At 68.8% G+C, this 25412-nt stretch carries 18 protein-coding genes; 6 read left to right on the top strand and 12 right to left on the bottom strand.

Annotation, left to right across the window (positions count from 1 at the left end):
• Positions 1-11 precede the first annotated feature (11 nt).
• From E3O39_RS10510 to E3O39_RS10475, 8 genes are all read right to left on the bottom strand, one after another.
• Entirely contained in the window at positions 12-1070 is a 1059-nt protein-coding gene (locus tag E3O39_RS10510) for an ABC transporter ATP-binding protein (RefSeq protein ID WP_134447674.1), read from the bottom strand.
• Positions 1071-1237: 167 nt separating this feature from the next.
• On the bottom strand, positions 1238-2863 hold the full coding sequence (locus tag E3O39_RS10505; protein WP_134447672.1) for an HNH endonuclease signature motif containing protein: 1626 nt from the start codon (positions 2861-2863) through the stop codon (positions 1238-1240).
• 338 nt (positions 2864-3201) lie between these two features.
• Positions 3202-4353 (bottom strand): VIT1/CCC1 transporter family protein, encoded by a 1152-nt coding sequence (locus E3O39_RS10500; RefSeq protein ID WP_134447670.1) that lies wholly within the window; start codon positions 4351-4353, stop codon positions 3202-3204.
• A 5-nt stretch (positions 4354-4358) separates the two neighbouring features.
• The gene (locus E3O39_RS10495) at positions 4359-4667 is read right to left on the bottom strand and encodes a hypothetical protein (RefSeq protein WP_134447668.1); all 309 of its coding nucleotides are present in this window, start codon (positions 4665-4667) and stop codon (positions 4359-4361) included.
• The gene (gatB, locus tag E3O39_RS10490; RefSeq protein ID WP_134447666.1) at positions 4667-6172 is read right to left on the bottom strand and encodes an Asp-tRNA(Asn)/Glu-tRNA(Gln) amidotransferase subunit GatB; all 1506 of its coding nucleotides are present in this window, start codon (positions 6170-6172) and stop codon (positions 4667-4669) included. The genes E3O39_RS10495 and gatB overlap by 1 nt, the downstream gene beginning before the upstream one ends.
• Positions 6172-7719 (bottom strand): Asp-tRNA(Asn)/Glu-tRNA(Gln) amidotransferase subunit GatA, encoded by a 1548-nt coding sequence (gene gatA / locus E3O39_RS10485; RefSeq protein ID WP_134447664.1) that lies wholly within the window; start codon positions 7717-7719, stop codon positions 6172-6174. The genes gatB and gatA overlap by 1 nt, the downstream gene beginning before the upstream one ends.
• Before the next feature lie 2 nt (positions 7720-7721).
• Positions 7722-8018 (bottom strand): Asp-tRNA(Asn)/Glu-tRNA(Gln) amidotransferase subunit GatC, encoded by a 297-nt coding sequence (gatC, locus tag E3O39_RS10480; protein ID WP_134447662.1) that lies wholly within the window; start codon positions 8016-8018, stop codon positions 7722-7724.
• Between the two features lie 35 nt (positions 8019-8053).
• Positions 8054-9301 (bottom strand): alpha/beta hydrolase, encoded by a 1248-nt coding sequence (locus E3O39_RS10475; protein ID WP_166787315.1) that lies wholly within the window; start codon positions 9299-9301, stop codon positions 8054-8056.
• A 256-nt stretch (positions 9302-9557) separates the two neighbouring features.
• On the opposite strand from E3O39_RS10475, the gene E3O39_RS10470 reads away from it, so the two are divergent.
• Entirely contained in the window at positions 9558-10094 is a 537-nt protein-coding gene (locus E3O39_RS10470) for a PadR family transcriptional regulator (protein ID WP_134447658.1), read from the top strand.
• A complete protein-coding gene (locus E3O39_RS10465; protein ID WP_134447656.1) occupies positions 10091-10855 on the top strand; it encodes an alpha/beta fold hydrolase in 765 nt (254 codons plus the stop codon). Before E3O39_RS10470 ends, E3O39_RS10465 begins: the two co-directional genes overlap by 4 nt.
• A gap of 21 nt (positions 10856-10876) precedes the next feature.
• Here the strand turns inward: E3O39_RS10465 and ligA are convergent, their stop codons facing one another.
• The 3 genes from ligA to E3O39_RS10450 form a co-directional block, all read right to left on the bottom strand.
• Entirely contained in the window at positions 10877-13231 is a 2355-nt protein-coding gene (gene ligA, locus E3O39_RS10460) for an NAD-dependent DNA ligase LigA (protein ID WP_370294798.1), read from the bottom strand.
• Positions 13191-14399, bottom strand: a complete 1209-nt coding sequence (gene mnmA / locus E3O39_RS10455; protein WP_194088543.1) for a tRNA 2-thiouridine(34) synthase MnmA — start codon at positions 14397-14399, stop codon at positions 13191-13193. The genes ligA and mnmA overlap by 41 nt, the downstream gene beginning before the upstream one ends.
• 64 nt (positions 14400-14463) lie before the next feature.
• Positions 14464-15699: a cysteine desulfurase family protein gene (locus tag E3O39_RS10450; protein WP_134447652.1), complete on the bottom strand. Its 1236-nt coding sequence runs from the start codon at positions 15697-15699 to the stop codon at positions 14464-14466.
• Positions 15700-15783: 84 nt separating this feature from the next.
• Here E3O39_RS10450 and glgX point away from each other — a divergent pair, with 84 nt between their 5' ends.
• Both glgX and ybaK read left to right on the top strand, forming a co-directional pair.
• Positions 15784-17826 (top strand): glycogen debranching protein GlgX, encoded by a 2043-nt coding sequence (gene glgX, locus E3O39_RS10445; protein WP_134447650.1) that lies wholly within the window; start codon positions 15784-15786, stop codon positions 17824-17826.
• Between the two features lie 29 nt (positions 17827-17855).
• Positions 17856-18344: a Cys-tRNA(Pro) deacylase gene (ybaK, locus tag E3O39_RS10440; protein WP_370294844.1), complete on the top strand. Its 489-nt coding sequence runs from the start codon at positions 17856-17858 to the stop codon at positions 18342-18344.
• Here ybaK and glgP read toward each other — a convergent pair.
• On the bottom strand, positions 18341-20929 hold the full coding sequence (gene glgP / locus E3O39_RS10435; protein WP_134447646.1) for an alpha-glucan family phosphorylase: 2589 nt from the start codon (positions 20927-20929) through the stop codon (positions 18341-18343). The genes ybaK and glgP overlap by 4 nt on opposite strands.
• Positions 20930-21009: 80 nt before the next feature.
• On the opposite strand from glgP, the gene E3O39_RS10430 reads away from it, so the two are divergent.
• Together E3O39_RS10430 and glgB are read left to right on the top strand one after the other, a co-directional pair.
• Positions 21010-23115: an alpha-1,4-glucan--maltose-1-phosphate maltosyltransferase gene (locus E3O39_RS10430; RefSeq protein WP_370294796.1), complete on the top strand. Its 2106-nt coding sequence runs from the start codon at positions 21010-21012 to the stop codon at positions 23113-23115.
• On the top strand, positions 23112-25349 hold the full coding sequence (glgB, locus tag E3O39_RS10425; protein WP_134447644.1) for a 1,4-alpha-glucan branching protein GlgB: 2238 nt from the start codon (positions 23112-23114) through the stop codon (positions 25347-25349). Before E3O39_RS10430 ends, glgB begins: the two co-directional genes overlap by 4 nt.
• Positions 25350-25412: the final 63 nt, after the last annotated feature.

Below are 25412 nucleotides of genomic sequence, written 5' to 3'. Positions count from 1 at the left end.
TGGTGAGCTGTTTAAGGTGCCGGGTCCAGTGATTCGGTGCGGCGGTCTGCGACGACCACGACGGTGTCCCTGTCGGACCAGGCCACGCGCACACGGGCGCCGCGTTCTTCGTCGCCGACCCGACGCGCGTCGTTCTGCTCCTGCACGACGACGCGCATGCCCGCGTCGAGGTCGACGATGAGCCGGGTACTGCTGCCCAGGTAGATCACCTCGGCGAGGACGCCTGTCGCCGAGCGGTCGCCGCTGAGCGGGGACTCCAGCCTCTCGACCGTCATCTTCTCCGGACGCACCGAGTGGATGCCTCCTCGGCCGAGCACACGGAGGGACAGCTCGTCGCTGAACACGTTGGACGTGCCTACGAAAGCGGCTACGAAGGGCGATACCGGGTGATCGTAGATCTCAGCGGGGGTTCCGAGCTGTTCGATCCGACCCTCGTTGAAGACGGCGATCCGGTCGCTCAGGGTGAGCGCCTCCTCCTGGTCGTGGGTGACGAAGATGAAGGTGATGCCGAGTTCGCGCTGGAGTTCCTTCAGTTCGACCTGCATCTGCTCGCGCAACTTGAGGTCGAGGGCACCGAGCGGCTCGTCCAGAAGCAGCACCTTGGGCTGGACGACCGTGGCCCTGGCCAGGGCCACGCGCTGCCGTTGCCCGCCGGAGAGCTGTCCGGGCTTCCGGTCGCCGAACCCGCCGAGACGCACGGTGTCGAGGGCCGCCCTGGCCCGCTCGTGGCGTTCGCGCCTGCCGACGCCGCGCACGCGCAGCCCGTATGCAACGTTGTCGAGCACGGTCATGTGCGGGAAGAGCGCATAGTCCTGGAACACGGTGTTGACGTCGCGGTCGAAGGGGGCGCGGTCGGTCACGTCTTTTCCCTGGAGCGACACCGTTCCGCTCGTGGGCTGTTCGAAGCCCGCGATCAGCCGGAGCACGGTCGTCTTTCCGGAGCCGGAAGGGCCGAGCATCGAGAAGAATTCGCCCTCGACGACGTCGAGATCAACCCCGTCAACGGCGTTTCCCGCGCCGAAGGACTTGGTCAGCCCCCGCAAGCGGATTGCCGGTCGGTCTGCGGACACGGAGCCTCCTTTGTCACCCTCGGCTAAATCATATGGAAACGGATGTCTGAAATCCGGTTCCGCGTGTTGCGGTCAGGTCACGATGACCGAACGCCTCTGAGAACGACACCCTATAGCGACGGCCCGCGTCCGGCATGGCCCCCGTTCGCCCTGGTCAGTCGCACTGCTCAGTCGCGGTTGGGTGGTCCGGTGAGGACTTGGTGGGCGCGGTGTCGGTTCGGTGGCCGCCAGAGCCTTTGCGGGTCGATCAACCCAGGGGCCCGCACCTGCGGTGAGCCCTTCACCATTCGGATCTCCCACCCGGAGGTATCGATGCTGTGGTGATGGAACCAGCACAGCAGGACCCCGTTGTCCACGGTCGTCGGGCCGCCTGTGGCCCAGGGCTTCACATGGTGCACTTCGGCCCAGTGCGCCGGGGCTTTGCACCCGGGGATGATGCACCCGCCGTCCCGGGCGGTGATCGCCCGACGTTGCGCCCGGTTGAAGTACCGTCGTTCCGGCCCGAGCTTGAGCACCTCGTTGTTCGCCCCGAACAACACGCTCTGGAAGCCGCCGTCGCAGATGCGCTGGTGCACAGTCTTCAGCGACACAGGGGCCTCGACCCCGTCGATCCAGCCGACCCCGACCCCGGAGGCGAGGTCGGCCGCGTTCACGTGCACCATCACCGTCGGGGCTGATCCGCCCATGCTGGGCGTGTCCTCGTCGCGGGCAGCGTGTTCGAACAGGGCCCGGAGGATGTCCGCGCGCTTCTCCCCGCCCGTGCGGGTATCCGCGCGGCGCTCCCGCAGCTCCGCTTCGATCACGTCCAGATCCGGGCCCGTGTCGCTCTCGCCGTCCGCGGTCTCGGCGCCGGGGATCATCTGCCCGGAGTCCATCAGGGCCTGTTCCTCGGCGGTGGGGAACGCGGGCCGGGCGTGGAAGCTCAGGAAGGCGTCGAAGAGGGTGTTCATGATCCCGAACAGTTCCGGTGTCACTCCGCCCTTGACGGGGTAGAGCCCGTTCTTGAGTTGTCCGAAGCCGATGTTGGACTTCGCTTCGAACAGGTCCTCGGTCGGGAGGACCCCGTCGGGGTCCAGGGCCGCCTGCCACTGCGCGACCATGCCCCGGATCAAGTCCGTCGTCACCGGGACACCCGCCCCCGCCAGGTTCTCCGTCTCCGGGGTGATCATGCCCGCCGCCGACGCGACCAGGGCCCGCTCCGCCGTGAGCAGGTCATCCGGCGCCACCCGGTGACTGATCACCAGCAACCCCGCCACGATCAACTCCGCCGTCTCCACCCCGATCTCCCCCGCCGTCAGCGCCGCCCCGACCGTCGGGAACAGCGGCGGTAACCAGCCGCTCCCGCCGCACGGCCGCGGCAACACCGCATCGCCAAGCTTCGTGCGCCGCTTCACCTCCCGGGCCGACACCCGCGTCACCCGGGTGAGGACATCCCACGGGCCCGTGCAGCCCATCCGCCAGGCCAGACCCTCCCGGCCGAGCACCCGGGCCCTCCGGTCCACATCCGTCGCCGTGCTCACCCGGGCCGCATCCACCGTCCGACCGATGGCCTCCACGGTGCTGAGCGCCGTCACCGCTTCTCTGTCGCCGAGCAGCCCCAGCGGGATCGCGGCCAGGGCGTCGGCGAGAACCGCCTGCGCCTCGGCGAGCCGGGCGACAGCATCCGCATGAACCGACGACACCGAGCCGACCAGACCCTCCGCGCCCTCGGCACCCACGGTGGGCTGGTCCCCCGCAGCCCCGGAACCGGGTGTCTGCGGGGTGTGTGACTGGGGATCCGTAGCTCCTGCCATACCCCGATTCTACCCCGAATCGAAGACAAAGACGAGATTTACTCACATAATTTTGTGCTTCCCATTCCGAGTTTCACACCTGAAGACGGTTGATTCTCCTGCCCGTGGTTCCGAATTCAGGAGATCCGCACGGGCGGGCAACTCCGGTCCGCGGACCAGTGCGGCCGATCCCACCCGACACCAAGAATCTCCTGAATTCGACACCGGGTGCAGACCCGAGGCAGCAGACGCCAACACCGCCGACGAGCGGTGAGACTCCGTTCATCCTGGATGGACTGTGTAACGTCCGTCGCGGCTCGAAGCCCCGACACCCCGCCCGTAGATCGCTCCCGAAGGCGCTACCCGAGCGAGGTGCCGAAGAGCAGGCCGAGCACGTAGGTGACCCCGGCTGCCGCGAAGCCGATCAGCAGCTGGCGGAGCGCACGCCGGAGCGGCGGCCCGCCGGAAAGCAGGCCGACGATCGCACCCGTCGCAAGGAGGGCGAGCCCGACGAGCACGGACGCGACCACGATCGCCGCAAGCCCCTCGAGGCCGAACAGGTAGGGCAACACGGGGAGGATGGCGCCGGAGGCGAAGAAGCAGAAGCTCGAGGACGCGGCACCCCAGCCGGTTCCGATCGCCTCGTGCTCGTCCGTCGCGGGGTCGAGAGCCCCGTGCGCGATGTCGGCGCCCTGGACCGGGGCGGCAACCGAAACCGGTCCGGTCGCCATGGTCAGCGTGCGCAGCACCTCGTGCGCCTGCGCCTCGGCCTCGTCCGCCGCCATGCCTTGCGCCCGGTAGACGAGGGTGAGCTCGTTGGCTGCGAGGTCGAGGTGCGAGAGCACCGTGCGCGCGGTCGCCTGGGGGGTGGATGCCTCGAGCAACTCCCGCTGCGACCGCACCGAGACGTACTCACCCGCACCCATCGACAGGGCGCCGGCGAGCAGGCCGGCGATGCCCGTGAACAGGATGGTCGCGGCGGGGACGCCGGTCGCGCCGATACCGAGCACGAGGGCGAGGTTGGAGACGAGGCCGTCGTTGATGCCGAACACGGCGGCGCGGAACGATCCGGCGAGGCGCTGGCGTCCGCGGGCGGCCAGCCCCCGCACGACCTCCTCGTGGATGCGTTCGTCGGCCGCCATCGTCTTCGTCGCGTCCACGTCGGAATCGTATGGCGAGCGCGCTTCCGCCCGCTGGGCGAGCGCGAGCACGAAGACGGAACCGAATCGTCTTGCGAGAAACCCGAGGAACCGGGTGCGCACGGCTCCACGTTTCGGCGGGCCGGCCTGGTCACCGAGCAGGTCCCGCCAGTGCGCCTCGTGGCGGGCTTCCGCCTCGGCGAGGGCGAGCAGGATCTCCTTCTCCTCACCGGTCCGGCGGGAGGCGAGGTCGCGGTAGACCGCGGCCTCCGCGCGTTCATCGGCGAGGTACTGGCGCCAGCGACGAATGTCAGCGGGGGTCGCCGTGGTCTCAGCGCTCGGGGAATCGGGACGTTCCTGGGCTGCGCTCATCGCAATCACGCTTCCGGGGCCGGTTCGAGGGAGGTCTGGGCGACCCGGGCCGATTCGTGCGGGCCCGAGCCGTCGAGCCCGTAGAACGGTTCGTCGAACTGCACGGTCCAGATCGCCTCCCGACCGGAGACAGGGGCGTAGAGGGCTGCGCCGTCGGTGTCCCCGGCCCCGACGATGACGCCGATGGGGTCTTCGACCATCGACTCCGGGTAGCGGCTCCGGTCGAGCCGCACCAGAACCTGCATCCCGACGCCGAAAACGGCTCGGCTCGCGGGCCCGTCCGGTGCGGGCTCGCGTCGCTTCCAGAGGGCCATTACTCGGCCGTTCCTGCCCTTTCGAGGACAAGTTCCCGTACCCGTGCGGCATCCGCTTGTCCGCGCATGGCCTTCATGACGGCACCGATCACGGCGCCGGCCGCCTGGACCTTGCCGTCGCGGATCTTCGCGAGCACGTCGGGCTGGGAGGCGAGAGCGAGGTCGATGGCCTCGATGAGCGGGCCGTCGTCGGAAACGACGGCAAGACCGCGGATCTCCACGACTTCGAGCGGGGTGCCTTCGCCGGCGATGACGCCCTCGAGCACCTGGCGGGCCAGGCGGTCGGTCAGCGTTCCCGCGGTGACCAGTTCGATCAGAGCGGCGAGCTGCACCGGCTCGACCAGGGAGTCAGCGGAGACGCCGGCGACGTTCGCGAGCCTGGCGACCTCGCCGGTCCACCACTTGCGGGAGGACTGGGCGGATGCGCCGGCTGCGACGGTGGCCTCGACAGCGTCGAGCAGGTCGGAGTTGACGACGTCCTGGAACTCGAGGTTGGCGAAGCCCCAGTCGGCCTGGAGGCGCTTGCGGCGTGCCGCGGGCGGCTCCGGCAGGGTCGCGCGGAGTTCTTCGACCCAGGCGCGGGAGGGCGCGACGGGGACGAGGTCGGGCTCCGGGAAGTAGCGGTAGTCGTCGGCGTCGGACTTGGGCCGGCCCGCGGACGTGATGCCGGTGTCCTCATGCCAGTGCCGGGTCTCCTGCGTGATCGTTCCGCCGGCGGCGAGGAGTGCGGCCTGGCGCTGGATCTCGTAACGGACGGCACGTTCGACGCTGCGGAGCGAGTTGACGTTCTTGGTCTCCGTGCGGGTGCCGAGCTTTCCGGAGCCGCGCGGGCGCAGGGACACGTTCGCGTCGCAGCGCACGTTGCCCTCTTCCATCCGCGCGTTGGACACGCCGAGCGCCTTGACGATCTCGCGGATCGCCGCAACGTAGGTGCGCCCGATCTCGGGAGAGTCGGCCTCGCCGCCCTCGATCATCTGCGTGACGATCTCGACGAGGGGCACGCCGCCGCGGTTGTAGTCGACGAGCGAGTAGTCGGCGCCCTGGATCCGGCCGGTCGCGCCGCCGACGTGGGTGAGCTTGCCCGCGTCGTCTTCCATGTGGGCGCGTTCGATGTCGATCGTGACCTGGCGGCCGCTCTCGAGTTCGATCGTGAGCTGCCCGTTGAACGCGATCGGCTCGTCGTACTGGGAGGTCTGGAAGTTCTTCGCGGTGTCGGGGTAGAAGTAGTTCTTGCGGGCGAAGCGCGAGTATTCCGCGATCTCGCAGCCGAGGGCGAGCCCGAGGCGGATGCTCGACTCGATCGCCTTCGCGTTCACCTGCGGGAGCCCGCCGGGGAGTCCGAGGCAGGTCGGGCAGGTGTTCGTGTTCGCACCCTGGCCGAATTCGTTGGCGCAGCCGCAGAACATCTTGGTCTTGGTGTTGAGTTCGACGTGCACCTCGAAGCCGAGCACCGGCTCGAACAGTTCGAGGGCCTTGTCGTAATCCATCAGTTCAGCCTTCTTCATCAGACGGCTCCCCCTTCGCTCGCGAACATTTGTGTGGGTGCCAGTTTCGGCGCAAGGCTGAGCAGGGTGTGTCCCCAGTGCGCTTCGAGCAGCTGCTCGACGGCGGCACCGAAGGTGTACAGACGGGCGTCCTGCTTGGCGGGCGCCATGACCTGCAGCCCGACGGGCAGGCCGTCCTCCGGCGCGAGGCCCATCGGCAGGCTCATTCCCGGGATGCCGGCGAGGTTCGCCGGGATCGTGGTGACGTCGTTGAGGTACATCGCCATCGGGTCGTCCATCTTCTCGCCGAACTTGAACGCCGTGGTCGGCGCGCTCGGGGACAACAACACGTCGACCTTCTCGAATGCGGCGTCGAAGTCGCGCTGGATCAGGGTGCGCACCTTCTGGGCGCTGCCGTAGTACGCGTCGTAGTAGCCGGCGCTCAGAGCGTAGGTGCCGAGGATGATCCGGCGCTTGACCTCGGGTCCGAAACCGGCGTCGCGCGTCGCGGCCATGACCCGTTCGCTCGTGAGCGGTCCCTCTGCCGGGTCCACGCGGATGCCGAAACGCACCGAGTCGAAGCGGGCGAGGTTGCTCGAGGCCTCGGCGGGGAGGATCAGGTAATACGCGGCGACGGCATATTCGAAGCTCGGTGCACTGACCTCTTCGATCTCGGCGCCGGCTGCGACGAGCATCGCGAGGGTTTCGTTGAAGCGCTGCAGGACTCCGGGCTGGAACCCGGGGCCGGACAGCTCCTTGACGACACCGATCCGGACGCCGGTGAGGGCACCGTCGACCCGGCCCGCGATCGCGGCGGCGGCCATCGAAGGCCAGCGGTCGGTCAGCGAGGTGGAGTCGAGCGGGTCGTGGCCGCTGAGAACGTCGTGCAGAAGCGCGGCGTCGTAGACGGTGCGGCTGACCGGTCCGACCTGGTCGAGCGAGGAGGCCAGGGCGATCGCACCGTAGCGGGAGACTCCGCCGTATGTCGGCTTGACTCCGACGGATCCGGTGACGGCTGCGGGCTGGCGGATCGATCCGCCGGTGTCGCTGCCGAGGGCGAGGGGCGCTTCGAACGCGCTCACCGCTGCGGCGGATCCTCCGCCGGAGCCGCCGGGAATCCGGTCGAGGTCCCAGGGGTTGTGGGTCGGGCCGTACGCGGAGAACTCGGTGGACGAGCCCATCGCGAATTCGTCCATGTTGGTCTTGCCGAGCGGGATCAGCCCGGCTTCGCGGACGAGCCGCACGACCGTGGCGTCGTAGGGCGGGATCCAGCCCTCGAGGATCTTCGAGCCGGCGGTCGAGGGCATGTCGCGCGTCGCGAGCACGTCCTTGATGGCGATGGGCACGCCCGCGAGCGGACCGAGCACGGCACCGGCGGCGCGCTGGGCGTCCACGACGGCGGCCGCGGCGAGGGCGTTCGCCCCGGCCACGTGCAGGAACGCGTGTACGTCGGTGTCGACGGCCGCGATGTGGTCAAGGTGGGCCTGCGTCGCCTCGACGGAGCTGACGGCGCCGCTCGTGAGGAGGATGGAAAGGTCGGCGGCGGAGAGGCGGGTGAGATCGGTCATGGTTACTCCTCGTCCAGGATCGCGGGCACGCGGAATTTGTCGCCGTCGCGGTCGGTCGATCCGGAAAGTGCTTCTTCGACGGACAGGGACGGCACGACGACGTCGGCGCGGAAAACGTTGGTCAACGGCATCGGGTGGCTCGTCGCGGGAACTTCGGGCGTTGCGACTTCGGCGACCTTCGCCACCGAGTCCACGATCTGGCCGAGTTCGGCGGTGAGGCGGGTGATCTCCTCCGGGCTGAGGTCGATCCGGGCGAGGTTTGCCAAGTGCGCAACCTGCTCGGCCGTGATTTCAGACATGTTGCTCCGATTGTGGTTGAGGTGAATACCCAATTCTATTCGGAGCCGTTGGTGACCAAATCCGCGTTGTCCGTTCCGATCAGCGCCATGTTGTGCAGCGACTCGCTCCCTGGCTCGAAATACGCGTTGTGGCCGAGCGAGGCCGTGAGGCTGGCCCCGGTGATCCGGTCGGTCGAACCGCGGACCCCGAGCGGATGCGCCCCGTACGATTCGGCCCCCGGGTCACTCCCGAAGAAGGCACTGTTGACGGCCGGATCCCAGTCGGCCTTGCCGACCCAGACGTTCTCGCCCGTCACATGCAGGCTGGCCGCGGACTGGATCTGGCTGCCCGGCGATCCGACGAGCACGAGGGCGTCGACATCGAAGGAGCCACGGGCGAGGGCGGTGAGCGCGACGGTCGAGCCGTAGGAGTGCGCGTAGACGGAGATGAAAGGCTGGTGCCCCCCGCGGTCCGAGCGGATGCCGAGGGAGGACTTCTCGAGGAAGTCGGCTCCGACGATGGCCTTGTCGAGGCCGCCGACGCTGAACAGGTCGGGGACCTCGTAGCCGATCCAGGCGACCGTCGCGATGCTGGCATTCGCCTGGCCCGCGCCCTGGCCTGCGCGTTCGGCGAGCACCTTCTCCTGTTCCATGTACAGGTCGTTCGCCGTGTCCGTCCAGTGCACGATCTCGGCCTCGACGGTGTAGTTCATTCCGGGAACGAGGAAGCCGACGTAGTCGGCGGTGTCGGGATTGCCGAGCGCGATGGCCGCGCGACCGCCGCCCGTGCTGTCGAGCAGGATCAGGGAGCGGCGCGGCCCCGCGTCGGCTTGCCTGAGTGCGGTGCGCACCTGGTCGAGGACGGCGAGCTCGTGGGTGGCGCTCGTGCGGTCGTCGTCGCTCAGCGTGCCCGCGAGGCGCTGCTGGGTCTCGGTGATGCTCTCGTTCAGGTATCGGGCGTTCGCCCGGCCACGCTCCCGGAACGGGATGCCCTCGAGGTTGCCGACGAGGCGGGGTGCCGCGGCGATGAGGGAGGAGCGTTCGGTGCCGCCGAGGGACGTCCACCAGCCGGTGACCTCTGTCGCGGCCGGCGGAACCGCGAGGAGGGAGTCGAGCTGTTCGGGGAAGTCCAGCACGAAGCTCGAGATGTCTGCGACCGAGAGCCGGGCAAGGCCGGCGAGGAGGCTCGACCCGCGCAGGAAGCGGAGGGAGTTGACGTCTCCGTCGATCGATACGACCGGTTCGAGGCCGAGGGGCTGCAGTCCCAGGTCGGTGTCGCTCGACACGACCGCGTATTCGTGCACCTGAAAGGCCTCGCTGGCCCCATTGAATACCAGCGAGGATGCAAGAAGAATTGCCGCGCCTAACAGCAAACCTGGGTACGTCCCCTCACGAACACCGAGCGGTGGATCGGCACGGTATCAAGTGCACACCCTGCACTTTTAGAGTATCGAAGAATGCGCCCGTTGGGGATGAACTTTGTCCCCGGTCCGGGTGCAAATATTCGGGCAGTGAAACCGGGTATTGCGCGCAGGCATATATGCGTGGTCTTATATAGGCATGTCACTGACCATTGCTTTGCTCGGGATGCTCGAGCTCTCGCCCCTCTCCGGGTACGACCTCAATAAGAGGATCGAGGCATCCGTCATTCATTTCTGGTCTGCGGACCAGTCCCAGATCTATCGCACGCTCAGCCGCCTGGTCGCTGACGGACTCGCCGAGGTCACGGTCATCGCCCAGGACGGCAAGCCAGATCGGCGCGAACACCGGATCACCCCGGCGGGTCACGCGGCCCTCGATGCCGCGCTCAGGGCGCCGCTGGAACCTGAGACCCCGCACGAGTCCTTCCTGATGCGCATCTTCTTCGCCGGCGCGCTCGGAATCGACGGCGTCCGCGAACTCCTCAGAGCGCGCAGGGAGGAAGCGAGCCGGCTGCTCGCGCGCCTGACCACTATCGAGGCCCGGGATCCCGGGCGACCGGAAACCATCGGCCAGGCCCTGCGACAGGCCACGCTCCGCAACGGAATCGTCCACGCCGAGGCGGAACTCGCCTGGCTGGACGAGACCGAATCCATCCTGGTCACGGCTTCACGGTGACCGGGTATCCGCTCGAGCACGGCGCCGAGGCCCCTGGCTCGGAGACGATCGTGTTACTGCACGGCGGCACCGTCGCCTCCTGGTCCTGGCAGCCGCAGGTCGAGGGCATGCCGGACCGGCACATCCTCACACCGGACCTGCCGGGCTTCGGCTCCCGGTCGGGGGAAGAGTGGCATTCGCTGGATCGCACCGCTGACGACGTTGCCGAGATCATCCGCTCCCAGGCCAGGGGCGGGAGCGCCCACGTGATCGGGCTTTCGCTCGGCGGCCTCGTCGCCGTGCACTTGATGGCCCGGCACCCGGAGCTGATCCAGTCCTGTCTGATCTCGGGCGCACCCGTGACCGGCATCCATGGAGCTGCCCGGTTCCTCAACACCCTCCAGCTGCGACTGTGGGACAGGGCCTGGTACTGGAAGGCGCAGGCGAAGGCGTTCGGATTGCCTGCCGACGCCGTCGACCTGTTCGTCGGCCACGGCCTGGGCATCCGGGCAGACAACGCGGCACGCGTGTTCGCGGACGTCAACCGGGGCGGCTGCCCGGATTCGCTCGGCGATTACCGGGGTCCGCTCCTCGCCGTCGCTGGAGAGAAGGAGTCCCGCCTGGTGCGGCGCAGCTTTCCCGAACTGCGCATCAGGCTCCCGCAGACACTCACCTGGATCGCTCCCGGCATGCACCACGTCTGGAGCATCGAGAACGTCGGACTCTTCAACCGGATGGTCCTCGGCTGGGTCGATCACCGCACGGCTCCCGAACCGGACTGACCGGTGACCGATCCGGCCCCGTCAGTCGGTCGGTGCGGTGACCGTACCGTCTGTCACGTCGGCGCCGGTCACGTCGGCGACGGCGCCATCAGCCACGTCGAGCGCGGCGGGGCCTCCGGTGACGAGGAGCCGGAATTGCGCTGCGTCGAGGATACGCAGCCCGAGGGCCTCCGCCTTGGTGAGCTTGGAACCTGCGCCCGGTCCGGCGGCCACGAAGTCGGTGTTCTTCGACACGCTCGACGCGCTCTTTCCGCCAGCGGAGATGATCGCCTCCTGGGCTTCTTCCCTGGTGTAGCCCTCGATCGACCCCGTCGCGACGACGGTGAGCCCGGCGAGCACTCCCCCGGCGGCCGCGGCAGCGCCCGGTCCCGGGTGGTCCGGCGTCCGGAACTGCACCCCGGCGGTGGTCCACTGGTCCACGATGTCGCGGTGCCAGTCCACCTCGAACCAGTCGATGATGGCGTCTGCGATGATGCCACCGACGCCGTCGACCTCGGCGAGCTCGTCCCGCGTCGCCGCTCGGATCCCGTCGAGGCTGCCGAAGTGGCCTGCGAGGGCGCGCGCGGCGACCGGACCTACGTGACGGATGTTGAGCGACACCAGCAGGCGCCAGAGCGGTTTGGTCTTGGCGAGTTCGATCTCGGCGAGCAGCTTGATCGCACTCGAGGACGGCTGCGGACCGGTGAGGCCCGCCCGCTTCTCGGCAGCCGTCGGGTTCCGCCGGAACGGGGTGCGCAGCCGGTTCGTGCCGTCCGCCTCCTCGCGGGGCAGCCCGGTCTCGGCATCGCGCACGACCACCTCGATCGGGGTCAGGTCGTCGAGGGTGAGGTCGAAGAGGCCGGCTTCCGTGCGCAGCGGCGGCTCGATCGGCACGGTCGGCTGGGTGAGGGCGGCCGCGGCCACCTCGCCGAGCACCTCGATGTCGAGCGCGCCGCGGGAACCGATGTGCTCGACCCGCCCGCGCACCTGGGCCGGGCAGCTGCGCGCGTTCGGGCAGCGCAGGTCGATGTCGCCCTCCTTGGCCGGCGCGAGCGGGGTGCCGCACTCCGGACAGTTCGCCGGCATCACGAACGCGCGTTCGCTGCCGTCGCGCAGTTCGACGACCGGGCCGAGAATCTCGGGGATCACGTCGCCGGCCTTCCGCAGCACGACGGTATCGCCGATCAGCACGCCCTTGGCCTTGACGACGTCCTGGTTGTGCAGGGTGGCCTGCCGCACCTCGGAGCCCGCGACCCGCACCTTCTGCATCACGGCGAAGGGGGTGGCACGGCCGGTGCGGCCGACGCTCACGACGATGTCGAGCAGCTTGGTGTTCACCTGTTCCGGCGGGTACTTGTATGCGATCGCCCAGCGTGGCGCCCGGCTCGTTGCGCCCAGTTCGGCGTGCAGGGCGAGTTCGTCGACCTTGATCACGATGCCGTCGATCTCGTGGGACACACTCGCCCGGTGCTCTCCGTAGTACGCGATGAAGGCGGATGCCCCGCTCGCGTCCGGTTCGACGCGGAAGTAGCTGCTCGTCGGCAGTCCCCAGTCGGCCAGGAGTCCGTAGACCGCGGACTGGGCGTCGGCCTCCGGATCGGCCCAGGCCCCGATACCGTGCACGAGCATCCGCAGCCGGCCGAGCCTCGCGCGCATCAGGCGCAGGGCCTCCGGGCTCTTGCCCTCCGCCTTCTGGCGCAGCGAGCCGGCCGCGGCGTTGCGCGGGTTGGCGAAGGGGCGTTCCCCGGCGGCGACCTGCTGGGCATTGAGGTCCGCGAAGGCGACGACGGGGAAGAAGACCTCGCCGCGTACCTCCATCAGCGGCGGATGCCCGGTGCCGGACAGTCGCTCGGGGATGCCGGGCACCCAGTGGATGTTCTCGGTGACGTCCTCGCCGACGACGCCGTCGCCGCGGGTTGCCGCGGTGACGAGCACGCCGTCCTCGTAGCGGAGGTTGATCGCGAGGCCGTCGATCTTGAGTTCGCACAGGTAGTGAACGGGGCGGCCGGCGTCCCGCTCGACTTTGGCGGCCCACGCCTCGAATTCCTCGACCGAGAAGACGTTGTCGAGGCTCAGCATCCGCTCGGCGTGCTGCACGGGCGCGAACAGGCTCGTCTCGGCGCGGCCTCCGACGGTCTGGGTGGGGCTGTCCTGGCTCGCGAGCTCGGGAAACTCACCCTCGAGAACCGCGAGCCGGCGGACGAGCGCGTCATAGTCGGCGTCGGAGATGACGACCTCGTTGCGCTCGTAGTATGCGTCCCTGGCGTCGATGATGCTCGCGGTGAGGTCGGCGACCTCGGCGGCGGCCCGCTGGAGCTCCGGCGGCGTGGAGTCGTCGGGCGCGGCGCTCGCGGCGTCAGGCACGGGCGGCGGGAACGGCGACCGGGGCTGGTTCAACGGCAGCCGATGGCACGGGTACGGCGCTCACGGTGCGGTCGATCGTGCACTGGCCGAGCACCCGGGTGCCGACGTAGAGCACCGCGGTCTGGCCGGGGGCGACGCCCGTCAGGGGCTCGCGCGGCGTGATCACGAGTTCGATTGCTCCTGCGTCGGTTGCTCCTGCGCCGGCCGAGTCTGCGCCAGCCGGAACCGGGACACTCACGACCTGCGCGACGGCGGGCACCGGGTCGGCGTGCGCGCGGATCTGCACGTCGCAGTCGAAGGCGATCCCGGGGTGCTCCGGCGCCAGGCCGGTCCAGGTGAACTTCGAGCCGGCGATGAGGCCGATCGCGAGCGCCTCCTTCGGGCCGACGACGACAGTGTTCGTGATCGGGCGCACCTCGAGCACGAATCGCGGCTTGCCGTCCGCGGCCGGCGTGCCGATCTGGAGGCCCTTGCGCTGGCCGACGGTGAACGCGGCGGCACCCTCGTGCCTGCCGAGGGTGTTGCCCTCGCGGTCGAGGATGTCGCCTGCGGATGCAGGGACGCGCTCGGCGAGCCAGCCGCGGGTGTCGCCGTCAGGAATGAAGCAGATGTCGTAGGAGTCCGGCTTGGTCGCGACCGAGAAGCCGCGCTCGGCGGCCTCCGCACGCACCTCGGCCTTGGACGGCGTCTCGCCGAGCGGGAACATCGAGTGCGCGAGCTGCTCGGCGGTCAGCACGCCGAGCACGTAGGACTGGTCTTTCGCCCAGGCGCTCGCGCGGTGCAGTTCGCGGTTCCCCGCGGCATCCGTCTGGATGCTCGCATAGTGGCCGGTGCAGACGGCGTCGAAGCCGAGGTCGATCGCCTTGTCGAGCAGGGCGGCGAACTTGATGCGCTCGTTGCAGCGCATGCAGGGGTTCGGGGTGCGGCCGGCGGCGTATTCGGCGATGAAGTCGTCGACGACGTCGAGCTTGAACCGCTCGGAGAAGTCCCAGACGTAGTACGGGATGCCGATGATGTTCGCGGCCCGCTGGGCGTCCATCGAGTCCTCGATGGTGCAGCAGCCGCGGCTGCCGGTGCGCAGGGTTCCGGGCATGCGGCTCAGGGCGAGGTGCACGCCGACGACCTCGTGCCCCGCCTCCACCGCGCGCGCCGCCGCCACCGCGGAGTCGACCCCGCCACTCATTGCTGCCAAAACCTTCACCGGGCAAGTGTAATCGGACGGCCCGGTTTGGCCAATGCGGCTCGGGCACGTCGAGCCCGGGAGGTCAGCGGGTGGGCACGCGGTCGTTCATGCCGGCGCGGCTGGCCTGGGCGTGCGCTGCCGGCAGCGCGGCGAGGAAGGCGTCGACGTCGGCCCCTGTCGAATCGCGGCCGAGGGTGATCCGCAGGGCGCTGCGGGCCTCCGCCTCGCTGCGGCCCATGGCACGCAGCACGTGCGAGGGCTCCGGGATGCCGGCCTGGCACGCCGATCCGGTCGATACGGAGATTCCGGCGGCGTCGAGCAGGAAGAGCAGCGACTCCCCCTCGCAGCCGGGGAAGGTGAAGTGGGCGTTGCCGGGCAGGCGCTGCTCATCCGGCCCGTCGGGTGCCGCACCGTTGAGCACCGCGGTGGGCACGACGGCGAGCACCCCCGCGATCAGCCGGTCGCGGAGCGCCCTCAGGTGCACGTTGCGGGCGGGCAGGTCGCCGAGGGCGGATGCCGCGGCCGCGAACGCGACCGCCGCTGCGACGTCCTGGGTACCGCTCCGCACCTGGCGTTGCTGGCCGCCGCCGTGGATCAGCGGGACGATACTGGCCCGGCGCGACAGCACGAGTGCTCCGATGCCGACCGGCCCGCCGATCTTGTGGGCGGAGAGGCTGAGGGCGACGATGCCGCCCGCGGAACCTCCGGCGCCGCCGGAGGCACCGGTGCGGCCCGCGCCGCTGAGCGCGTGGAAGTCGATCGGCACCTGGCCGTACGCGGACACGGCGTCGATATGCACCGGGATCCCGTGGACGGCGGCGATCTCGCCGATCTCGGCGACGGGCTGCAGGGTACCGACTTCGTTGTTCGCGGCAAGCAGGCTGAGCAGTGCGACATCCTCTGCGCCGGTCCCGAGGGCATCCGCCACCCGGGCCGGGTCGACCCGGCCTGCCCCGTCGAGCGGAAGCCACCCGGGTTCTGCCCCGTCGTGGTTTTCGAGCCACTCGACGGTGTCCATGGTCGCGTGGTGCTCGCCGCCGGGGACGAGGATGCGCCTGCGCGGGGCGCGCGCCCAGAACAGGCCCTTGAGGGCGAGGTTGATCGCCTCGGTGCCTCCCCCGGTGAACACGACCTCGATCGGATCGCAGCCCACACTCCGTGCCACGGTCTCGCGGGCTTCCTCGAGCATCCGCTTGGCATTCTGGCCCTGGCTGTGGATGGAGGCCGGGTTTCCGACGACGCTCATGGCGTCGACGTATGCCTCGATGGCCGCTGGCAGCATCGGCGTCGTCGCGGCGTGGTCGAGATAAATCGACAAAATACCCTCTTCCGCTCGGTTTTCGGCTGGCTGAGCGTGCGCCGGTGGTCACGGCCAGTCTCCGTACTCATTACTCTAGAACGCATGACTCACGCCGATCCCCTGCACAACCTCGGCGTGCGGCTTTCAGCCGGGGTCGGCGAACTCCGTGTCTGGTCGCAGAACGCCGAGGCCATGGACCTCTGCATCTTCGACGCCACGGACCCGAACTGGATCGTCAAGACCGTGCCGATGACCCGCGACGCGGACAATGTCTGGTCCGGTCGCAGTCGCACCCTGTCCGCGGGCCGCCACTACGGCATCCGCGTCTCGGGGCCTGCCGCATCCACGAATTCGTTCCACCCCGAGAAGACCATGGTCGAGCCCTATTCTCGAGGCCTCGTCAGGGTCGGCCCTGAGCAGTGGCAGTCCTCCGTCGTCGACGACGCCTTCGACTGGGCCGGTTCGGTGAAGCCGAAGATCGCGCTCGACCACACCGTCGTCTATGAGGCGCACGTGCGGGGCATCAGCAAGCTCAACCCGGCCATTCCCGCCGACCTCCGCGGCACCTACGCAGGCCTGGCGCACGAATCGACGATCACCTATCTCAAGGAACTCGGCGTCACCTCGGTCGAGCTCCTCCCCGTGCAGGCGTTCGTTTCCGAACAGCGCCTGCTCAAGCAGGGTCTCACCAACTACTGGGGTTACAACACCTTCAACTTCTTCACCCCGCACGCCGACTATGCGACCATGGCGTCCCAGTCGGCAGGTCCGGAAGCCGTGCTGCGCGAGTTCAAGGGAATGGTCAAGCTCCTGCACGAGGCCGGCCTCGAGGTGATCCTCGACGTCGTCTACAACCACACCGCCGAGGAGGGTCCCGGCGGCCCCGCGAGCAGCCTCCGCGGCATCGACAACGCTACCTACTACCGCCAGAACGATGCGGGCGGCTACATCGACGTGACCGGCTGCGGCAACACCCTCAACGTCTCCAACGAGGTGCCGCGCCGACTCGTGCTCGACTCTCTCAAGTACTGGGCGAACGACGTGCAGATCGACGGCTTCCGTTTCGACCTCGCCGCGACGCTGAGCCGCGGGGACAACGTGGAGTTCCAGCGCGACCATCCCCTGATCAAATCCATCCAGTCCGATCCGGAACTCGCCGGCGTCAAGCTCGTCGCCGAGCCGTGGGACGTGGGCATGGGCGGCTGGCAGACCGGCAATTTCCCGGACGGCTGGACGGAGTGGAACGACCGTTACCGTGACCGGATGCGCTCGTTCTGGCTCACCGACATCGCGGCGGCCAGGGACGGCCACTCCGGGAGCGGCATCGGCCGCTTCGCGACCCGGCTGGCCGGCTCCGCGAACACCTTCTCCCTCGAACGCGGCCCGCTCGCGTCGCTGAACTTCATCACGGCGCACGACGGCTTCACAATGGCCGACCTGACCGCGTACAACGTCAAGCACAACGTCGGAAACGGCGAGTCCAACCGCGACGGCACCGACAGCAACAACTCCTTCAACCACGGGGCCGAGGGACCCACGCGCGACCGCGGCATCCTCGCGACCCGGCGCAAGGCGATGCGCAACCTCCTCGGCACGCTTCTGCTCTCCGCGGGCGTCCCGATGCTGACGGCCGGCGACGAATTCGGTCGCAGCCAGCGCGGCAACAACAACGCGTATTGCCACGACAGCGAGCTGACCTGGCTGAACTGGGACCTCGACGACTGGCAGATCGACCTGCACCGTGTCACGAAGAAGCTGCTCCAGCTGCGTCGTGACAACCCGGCCCTCCGCCCGGTGTGGTTCGGCCGCTCCGGCGAAACCACCCTGAGCGCGAGCGAGATGGACTGGTACAACATCGAGGGCAAGTCGATGTCGGAGGACAACTGGCACTCCCCGAAGGAGCGCACCCTGCAATACCTCGCGGCGTCGACGCCCGAGTTCGAGGAGTTCAACCGGATCCTCCTCATCGTGCAGGGCCGCGAGCGCGACGTGACGGTGACGCTGCCAGAGCACGCCGGCGTCTCCTCGTATTCGCTGCTCTGGGATTCGAGTCACGACGACCTGAGCGACGCGGTCATCGAGCACATCCCCGGCACCCGGCTGCTCGTGCCGGGTGCGTCGATGCAGTTGTTCCGGGCGAGCTAGTCCGGCTCGGTCGCAGAGGAGTCGCAGTGGTGAAGAAGCACGACGGCGCCGGTGGGACGCCCGCGACCGTCGCGCTCACGCACGCGGGCATCCGGTTCACGCCGCACGCCTACGACCACGACCCGTCGGCGACGGGGTACGGCCTCGAGGCCGCTGCAAAACTCGGGCTCGACCCGGCCAGGGTGTTCAAGACCCTGCTGGCGGATGCCGATGGCACGCTCGTCGTCGCCGTCGTGCCGGTCGCCGGCCAGCTCGACCTCAAAGCCCTGGCGCACGCGGCCGGGACCAAGAAGGCCGTGATGGCCGACCCGAAACTCGCCGAGCGGAAGACCGGCTATGTGCTCGGCGGCATCAGCCCGGTCGGGCAGAAGACCCGCCTGGTGACCGTCGTCGACGAGACCGCCCTGCTGTACGACACCGTGTTCGTGTCCGGCGGCCGCCGCGGGTTCGACATCGAGCTGGCGCCGGCGGACCTCCTCGCCGCCACCGACGCCCTCACCGCCCCTATCGCGCGCTAGCCGGCTACGGCGATCAGGCCCATCTCTGCCGAGCTCACCAGCAGGTCGTTCTTCGGGACGACGCGCACCGTGTACCCGAACGCGCCGCCGCGGTCGAGCGCGACCGTCCCAGTGAAGAGGGTCGCACCGCCCTGCTCTGGCGAGTCGGAACCGTCCGCGGCATCCGGGTCGACGACCGCCTCGAGCGCGAGGGTGTGCACGCCGCTCAGCTCGTCGTTGGCCAGGCTCTTCCCGTAGACGACCTCGACGGTGACATCCGCGGGGTCGAGCCCGTTGAGCTGCACATGGGCACGCAGGTGCAGTTCGTCGCCGACCTTGGGAACGGCGGCGACCCCGCCGGACTCGACGTGGGCGACGGAGACGCCCGGCCACTTGGCGACGATGCGCCCCTTCCACACGGCGAGTTCGCGCGCAGCACGGTAGTTGTTCGCGGACAGGCGTGCCTCGGCGGCCCCGGCCGGGCGGTAGAGCTTCTGCACGTACTGGCGCACCATCCGGCCGGCGTTGAGTTCCGGGGAGAGGGTGGCGAGGGTGTGCCGGATCGAGGCGACCCAGCGTTCGGGAACACCGTCGCCGTTGCGGTCGTAGAAGCGGGGAGCGACATGGTGTTCGATGAGCTCGTAGAGCGCGTCGGCTTCGATCCGGTCCCGCTCGGCGGAGTCGCCTGCGGCATCAGCCGACGGGATCGCCCAGCCGTTCTTTCCGTCGTAGTACTCAGGCCACCAGCCGTCGAGGATCGAGAGGTTCAGCGCTCCGTTGAGTGCCGCCTTCATTCCCGAGGTGCCACAGGCCTCCAGGGGACGCAGCGGATTGTTGAGCCAGACATCCGTGCCGGGGTACATCAGCTGCGCCATGCCGATGTTGTAGTCGGGCAGGAACGCGATGCGGGTGCGCAGCTCCGGGTCGGCCGCGAACTGCACGACCTTCTGGATGAGGCGCTTGCCCTCTTCGTCCGCGGGGTGCGACTTGCCGGCGATCACGATCTGGATCGGGTGCTCCGGGTGCAGCAGCAGGGCACGGAGCCGCTCGGGGTCGTGCAGCATCAGGGTCAGCCGCTTGTACGTCGGGACGCGGCGGGCGAACCCGATCGTGAGCACCGTCGGATCGAAGACCTGGCCGATCCATGCCGGCACGATCCCGCCCGGGTTCTGCACGAGCCAGGCCGCGGCGATGCGCCGGCGGGCGTCCTCGACGAACTGCAGGCGCATCGTGCCGCGCACGGCCCAGAGGTCGTCGTCGGTGATCGCGGGCGAGGCCCAGTCGGCCTCAGAGGTATCGCTCGTGCCGAGGCGGTCCTCGGCGAGGTGAAGCAGCGAGGGGTCCGTCCAGGTCGGGGCGTGCACGCCGTTGGTGATCGAATCGATCGGCACGTCCTCGGCGTCGAAGCCCGGCCAGAGTCCCTTGAACATCCGTCGGCTGACCTCGCCGTGCAGCTTGGAGACGCCGTTGGCGCGCTGGCCGAGCCGCAGGCCCATCAGCGCCATGTTGAAGACGTCGGGAGACCCGCCCGGATAGTTCTCCGCGCCGAGGGCGAGGAGCTCGTCGACGCCGACACCGGGGAGGAGGTCGGTCTCGAAGTACCGCTGCACGAGGCTGCGCTCGAACCGGTCGATTCCCGCGGCGACGGGTGTGTGGGTCGTGAACACCGTTCCCGCCCGCGCGACCTGCAGGGCCTCGGCGAAGCTCAGTCCGTCACCGATCAGGCTCGAGATGCGTTCGAGGCCGAGGAACCCGGCATGGCCCTCGTTGGTGTGGAATACCTCGGGTTCCGGCCGGTTGTTGAGGGCGCTCCAGACCTTCACGGCGCGGGCGCCGCCGATGCCGAGGAGCAATTCCTGCAGCAGCCGGTGCTCGCCGCCGCCGCCGTAGAGCCGGTCCGTGACGAGGCGCAGGTCGTCCGCGTTCTCGGGAATGTCCGTATCGAGCATGAGCAGGCGGATGCGGCCGACGTTCGCCTGCCAGACGCGGGCGTGCAGGGTGCGGTTGTCGGGGAGGGCGAGCGAGACCTGCACGGCGGAGCCGTCGGCACGGCGCAGCACGGACAGGGGCAGTCCGTCGGGATCGAGCAGGGGGTAGCTCTCGATCTGCCAGCCGTCCGGGGAGATCGCCTGGCTGAAGTAGCCTGCCCGGTAGAACAGGCCGACGCCGATGAGAGGGACGCCCAGGTCCGAGGCGCTCTTCAGGTGGTCACCCGCGAGGATCCCGAGGCCGCCGGAGTACTGCGGGAGCGCGGCGGCGATGCCGAACTCCGGGGAGAAGTAGGCGATCGACGCGGGCTTGTCACCCTCGAGGCCCTGGTACCAGCGCGGTTCCTGCAGATAGGAGCGCAGCCCGTCCCTGATCGAGTTGACCCAGGAGACGTATTCGTGGTCTGCGGCGAGCGCCACGAGCCGGGCCGGATCGACGGCGCCGAGCAAGGCAACGGGATCAGTACCGATCTCGCGCCACAACTCTGGTGAGATGTGTTCGAAGAGTTGGCGGGTCGGCTCGTGCCAGGACCAGCGCAGGTTACCGGCAAGCTCATCGAGGGCTGCTAGAGCCTCGGGCACGACGGTGCGGACTGTAAATTTACGGATCGCCTTCACGCGTCCCAGCCTAGAGGCGCTGGCAGGTCTCTGTCCCGTTCCTCCCCCGGAAACCGCACAATTCGCGCTACGGTCATCTTGTGGCAAAGACAGCTAAACGTGCAAATGTTGTTCCCGAATCCGTGGCAGGCGCCGACGCCGGCACGGACCTGGCTCCCCCTGCGGGTCAAGGCAAGCGAGGCAAGGAGGAGCCGACGCGCATCTCACGCATTCCGATCCTCGACCTCGCACCCCAGCTGGCCGACAATCTGTGGCCGGCGAAGGCCTTCGTCGGCGAGGCCGTCCCCTTCGGGGCCACGGCATTCCGTGAGGGTCACGACCTGATCGGGGTCACCCTGCTCCTGACGGATCCCGAGGGGAACCGGTCCGAGCATCCGATGCACCCGGGGGCCCCGGGCACCGACAGGTGGACAGCCCTCGTCACACTTGGAAGGCAGGGCATCTGGCAGTACCGGGTGCGCGCTTGGGCCGATGGGTGGGCCACGTGGCGCCACACCGCCGAGATCAAGGTCCCCGCCGGGATCGACATCGAGCTGACGTTCCTCGAGGGTTCCGTGCTCCTCGCTGCGGCCGGAACGGACAAGCGCCGTCCGGCCGCCGAGCGTCGCGTTTTCGCGCACGCCGCAGCGAACCTCACCAACCCGGGCATCTCGGTCGACGATCGCCTCGCCCTGCTGGACACCCCCTCGCTCAACGCTTTCATCACCGCACGCCCACTCGCAGGACTGTCGTCGACATCGGCACAGCGCGCCGTGCGCGTGGAGCGCACCCGGGCCGGCGTCGGCTCCTGGTACGAGTTCTTCCCCCGCTCAGAGGGCGCCGTGCAGCGCGCGGACCACTCCTGGCAGAGTGGAACGTTCCGCACCGCAGAGGACCGCCTCCCCGGCGTCGCCGCGATGGGCTTCGATGTGCTCTACCTCCCACCGATCCACCCGATCGGCCGTTCGTACCGCAAGGGCCCGAACAACACCCTCAACGCCGGACCGAACGACCCCGGCTCGCCCTGGGCGATCGGATCGGAGGACGGCGGCCACGACGCCATCCACCCGGACCTCGGCACCGTCGACGACTTCCGGCACTTCCTCGCCGCAGCAGCGGAGAACGACCTCGAGGTCGCCCTCGACCTCGCACTGCAGGCCTCGCCGGACCACCCCTGGGTGACCGAGCACCCTGAGTGGTTCACCACCCTCCCGGACGGCAGCATCGCCTACGCCGAGAACCCGCCGAAGAAGTACCAGGACATCTACCCGATCAATTTCGACAACGATCCAGCCGGCATCCGTGCCGAGGTGCTGCGGATCGTGCGCTACTGGATGGGTCTCGGCGTGCGGATCTTCCGCGTCGACAACCCGCACACCAAGCCCCTCGATTTCTGGGAGTGGCTGATCAACCGGGTCACCGAAGAGAACCCCGACGTGATCTTCCTCGCCGAGGCGTTCACGCGCCCTGCGCTCATGCAGGCGCTCGGCAAGGTCGGATTCCAGCAGTCGTACAGCTATTTCACCTGGCGCAACACGAAGACCGAGCTCGAGGAGTTCTTCCACGGCCTCGCGACGACGACGGCGGACTTCTACCGCCCGAACCTCTTCGTGAACACCCCGGACATCCTCTCCGAGTTCCTCCAGGTCGGCGGACACGCCGCCTTCAAGATCCGGGCGGCCCTCGCCGCGACAGCCGCCCCGACCTGGGGCATGTACGCCGGTTTCGAGCTCTTCGAGAGCGTGCCGCGCCCCGGCGCCGAGGAGAACATCGACAACGAGAAGTACGAGTACCGCCCGCGCGATTTTGCGGCCGCGGAAGCGGCAGGCGAGTCCCTCGCGCCGTACGTCTCGTTGCTCAATGCCATCCGCCGCGCCCATCCCGCACTCGGCCAGCTGCGGAACCTCGACCTGCACACGAGTGACGACGGCGCGGTGCTCGTGTACAGCAAGTACCTCGATGCGGCACACACCGGCACAGGGACAAGTGACGCGATCATCGTCGTCGTGAATGTCGACCCGCATTCGGTGCGCGAGACCATGGTGCGCCTCGACGTGACCCGTTTCGGGCTCGAGCCCGGCACGGTCTTCGAGGTCGAGGAACTGATCACCGGTGCCATCTGGACCTGGACAGCAGACAACTTCGTGCGACTGGATGCCGCTGCCGAACCGGTACACATCCTGCACGTCAGAGGAGCAGCACGATGACGCCAAAGACCCCACGCCCCGCCACCGTGCCGGTGGTTCCCCCGGGCATCCTGCAGGCGATCGCCGAAGCCCGCTACTACAACCCCCACGAGATCCTCGGGCAGCACCTGATCGGCGGGACGACGATCGCGGACCCGCTCACCGTCATCCGTGCGCTGCGCCCGCTCGCGAGCGAGGTCTTCGCGATCCTCGAGTCCGGCGCCCACATCGAGCTCGTGCACATCGGCTACGGAGTCTGGCAGGGCGTGAGCACCGTCGGCCTCCAGGCATACGAGCTCGAGGCCCGGTATCCGGACGCCCCCACCTGGATCGTCGACGACCCGTACCGCTTCCTGCCGACTCTCGGCGAACTCGACCTGCACCTCATCGGCGAGGGCAGGCACGAGCGACTCTGGGACGTACTCGGAGCCCACTATCATTCCGGCACAACCGTCGCTCCTCTCCCGACCGACGAAACGGCCGGTCTGGTCGCAGGCACGTCCTTCTCGGTGTGGGCTCCGCACGCGCAGGCCGTGCGAGTGATCGGTGATTTCAATTCCTGGAGCGGCATCCTGCATGCCATGCGCAACATGGGCAGCACGGGCGTCTGGGAGCTCTTCGTCCCCGGCCTGCACCCAGGGTCGAACTACAAGTTCGAACTTCTCGCCCAGTCCGGCGAGTGGGTGCGCAAGGCCGACCCGATGGCCAGGTACACCGAGGTGCCCCCGATGACCGCGTCGGTCATCGGCGAGACGCACTACGAGTGGGCGGATGCGGAATGGCTCGCCGAGCGGGCCAGGACCCAGGCCCACAAACGGCCGATGAGTATCTACGAGATGCACGTCGGGTCGTGGCGGCCCGGGCTCGGCTACCGGGACCTCGCCGACCAGCTGATCGACTACCTGCACGAGCTCGCCTATACGCATGTCGAGTTCATGCCGCTCGCCGAGCATCCGTTCGGCGGGTCGTGGGGCTACCAGGTCACCGGCTACTACGCCCCGACCAGCAGGTTCGGCCACCCGGACGACCTGCGCTACCTGATCGACCGGCTGCACCAGTCGGGCATCGGCGTGATCATGGACTGGGTGCCCGGGCACTTCCCCAAGGATGACTTCGCCCTCGCCCGTTTCGACGGCCAGGCGCTCTACGAGCACGCGGATCCCCGCCGCGGTGAGCAGATGGACTGGGGAACCTACGTCTTCGACTTCGGCCAGACCCAGGTGCGGAACTTCCTCGTCGCGAACGCGCTCTACTGGCTCGAGGAGTTCCACATCGACGGTCTCCGCGTGGACGCGGTCGCGTCGATGCTGTACCTCGACTACTCCCGCGAGGACGGCCAGTGGGAGCCGAACATCTACGGCGGAAACGAGAACCTCGAGGCGATCAGCCTCCTGCAGGAGGTCACCGCGACGGCGTACAAGCGCAACCCCGGCACGGTCATGATCGCCGAGGAATCCACCAACTGGGGCGGCGTCACGGCTCCGACCAGTCGCGGCGGACTGGGTTTCGGCTTCAAATGGAACATGGGCTGGATGCACGACTCGCTCGAGTACACGAGCATCGACCCGATGTACCGCTCGTACCACCACAACGAGATCACCTTCTCCTTCGTCTACGCGTTCAGCGAGAACTTCCTCCTGCCGATCAGCCACGACGAGGTCGTGCACGGCAAGGGCTCCCTCGTCGCCCGGATGCCGGGAGACGACTGGCAGAAGCTCGCGAACGTGCGGGTGTACCTGTCCTTCATGTGGGCTCACCCGGGCAAGCAGCTCCTGTTCATGGGCCAGGAATTCGGCCAGCTCCAGGAATGGAGCGAATCCCGTGGCCTCGACTGGTGGCTGCTCGACCAGTCCCCCCATCGCGGACTGTTCACCCTCGTCGGCGAGCTGAACCGGGTCTACCGGGGCAACGCGGCGCTCTGGGAACGCGACACCGACCCTGCCGGGTTCGAGTTGCTCGACGGAGGGGCCGCCGCGCAGAACGTCGTCTCGTTCCTCCGCTGGGACGACTCGGGCACGCCGATCGCGTGTGTGTTCAACTTCGCCGGCCAGCCGCACACTGGTTACCGGGTGGGGCTGCCGTTCGCGGGCGTGTGGGACGAGATCCTGAACACGGACGCGCAGAATTTCGGTGGTTCCGGGATGGGGAACCTCGGCCAGGTCACGGCGACAGAGGAACCGTGGACAGGGCGACCGGCATCCGCCCTCGTCACGCTGCCGGCCCTCGCCGGCGTCTGGCTGCGCCTGCGCCGCTAGACGCCGCTGCTTGCTGAACTTCGCGAGAGTACGAAAATGGCCCCCTCCCCGGTCGGGAGGGGG

The organism is Cryobacterium sp. MDB2-A-1, assembly GCF_004402675.1.
GTDB classification, from domain to species: Bacteria; Actinomycetota; Actinomycetes; order Actinomycetales; family Microbacteriaceae; genus Cryobacterium; species Cryobacterium glucosi.
This window is presented reverse-complemented; position numbering and strand designations above follow the sequence as displayed.

What these genes read in the sequence shown, in the direction of transcription:
- gatA (WP_134447664.1), bottom strand. Translation starts at nt 7,719, where the DNA reads ATGACCGATCTCACCCGCCTCTCCGCCGCCGACCTTTCCATCCTCCTC.
- glgB (WP_134447644.1), top strand. Translation starts at nt 23,112, where the DNA reads ATGACGCCAAAGACCCCACGCCCCGCCACCGTGCCGGTGGTTCCCCCG.
- E3O39_RS10500 (WP_134447670.1), bottom strand. Translation starts at nt 4,353, where the DNA reads ATGAGCGCAGCCCAGGAACGTCCCGATTCCCCGAGCGCTGAGACCACG.
- E3O39_RS10470 (WP_134447658.1), top strand. Translation starts at nt 9,558, where the DNA reads ATGTCACTGACCATTGCTTTGCTCGGGATGCTCGAGCTCTCGCCCCTC.
- gatB (WP_134447666.1), bottom strand. Translation starts at nt 6,172, where the DNA reads ATGAAGAAGGCTGAACTGATGGATTACGACAAGGCCCTCGAACTGTTC.
- E3O39_RS10495 (WP_134447668.1), bottom strand. Translation starts at nt 4,667, where the DNA reads ATGGCCCTCTGGAAGCGACGCGAGCCCGCACCGGACGGGCCCGCGAGC.
- E3O39_RS10505 (WP_134447672.1), bottom strand. Translation starts at nt 2,863, where the DNA reads ATGGCAGGAGCTACGGATCCCCAGTCACACACCCCGCAGACACCCGGT.
- gatC (WP_134447662.1), bottom strand. Translation starts at nt 8,018, where the DNA reads ATGTCTGAAATCACGGCCGAGCAGGTTGCGCACTTGGCAAACCTCGCC.
- glgX (WP_134447650.1), top strand. Translation starts at nt 15,784, where the DNA reads ATGACTCACGCCGATCCCCTGCACAACCTCGGCGTGCGGCTTTCAGCC.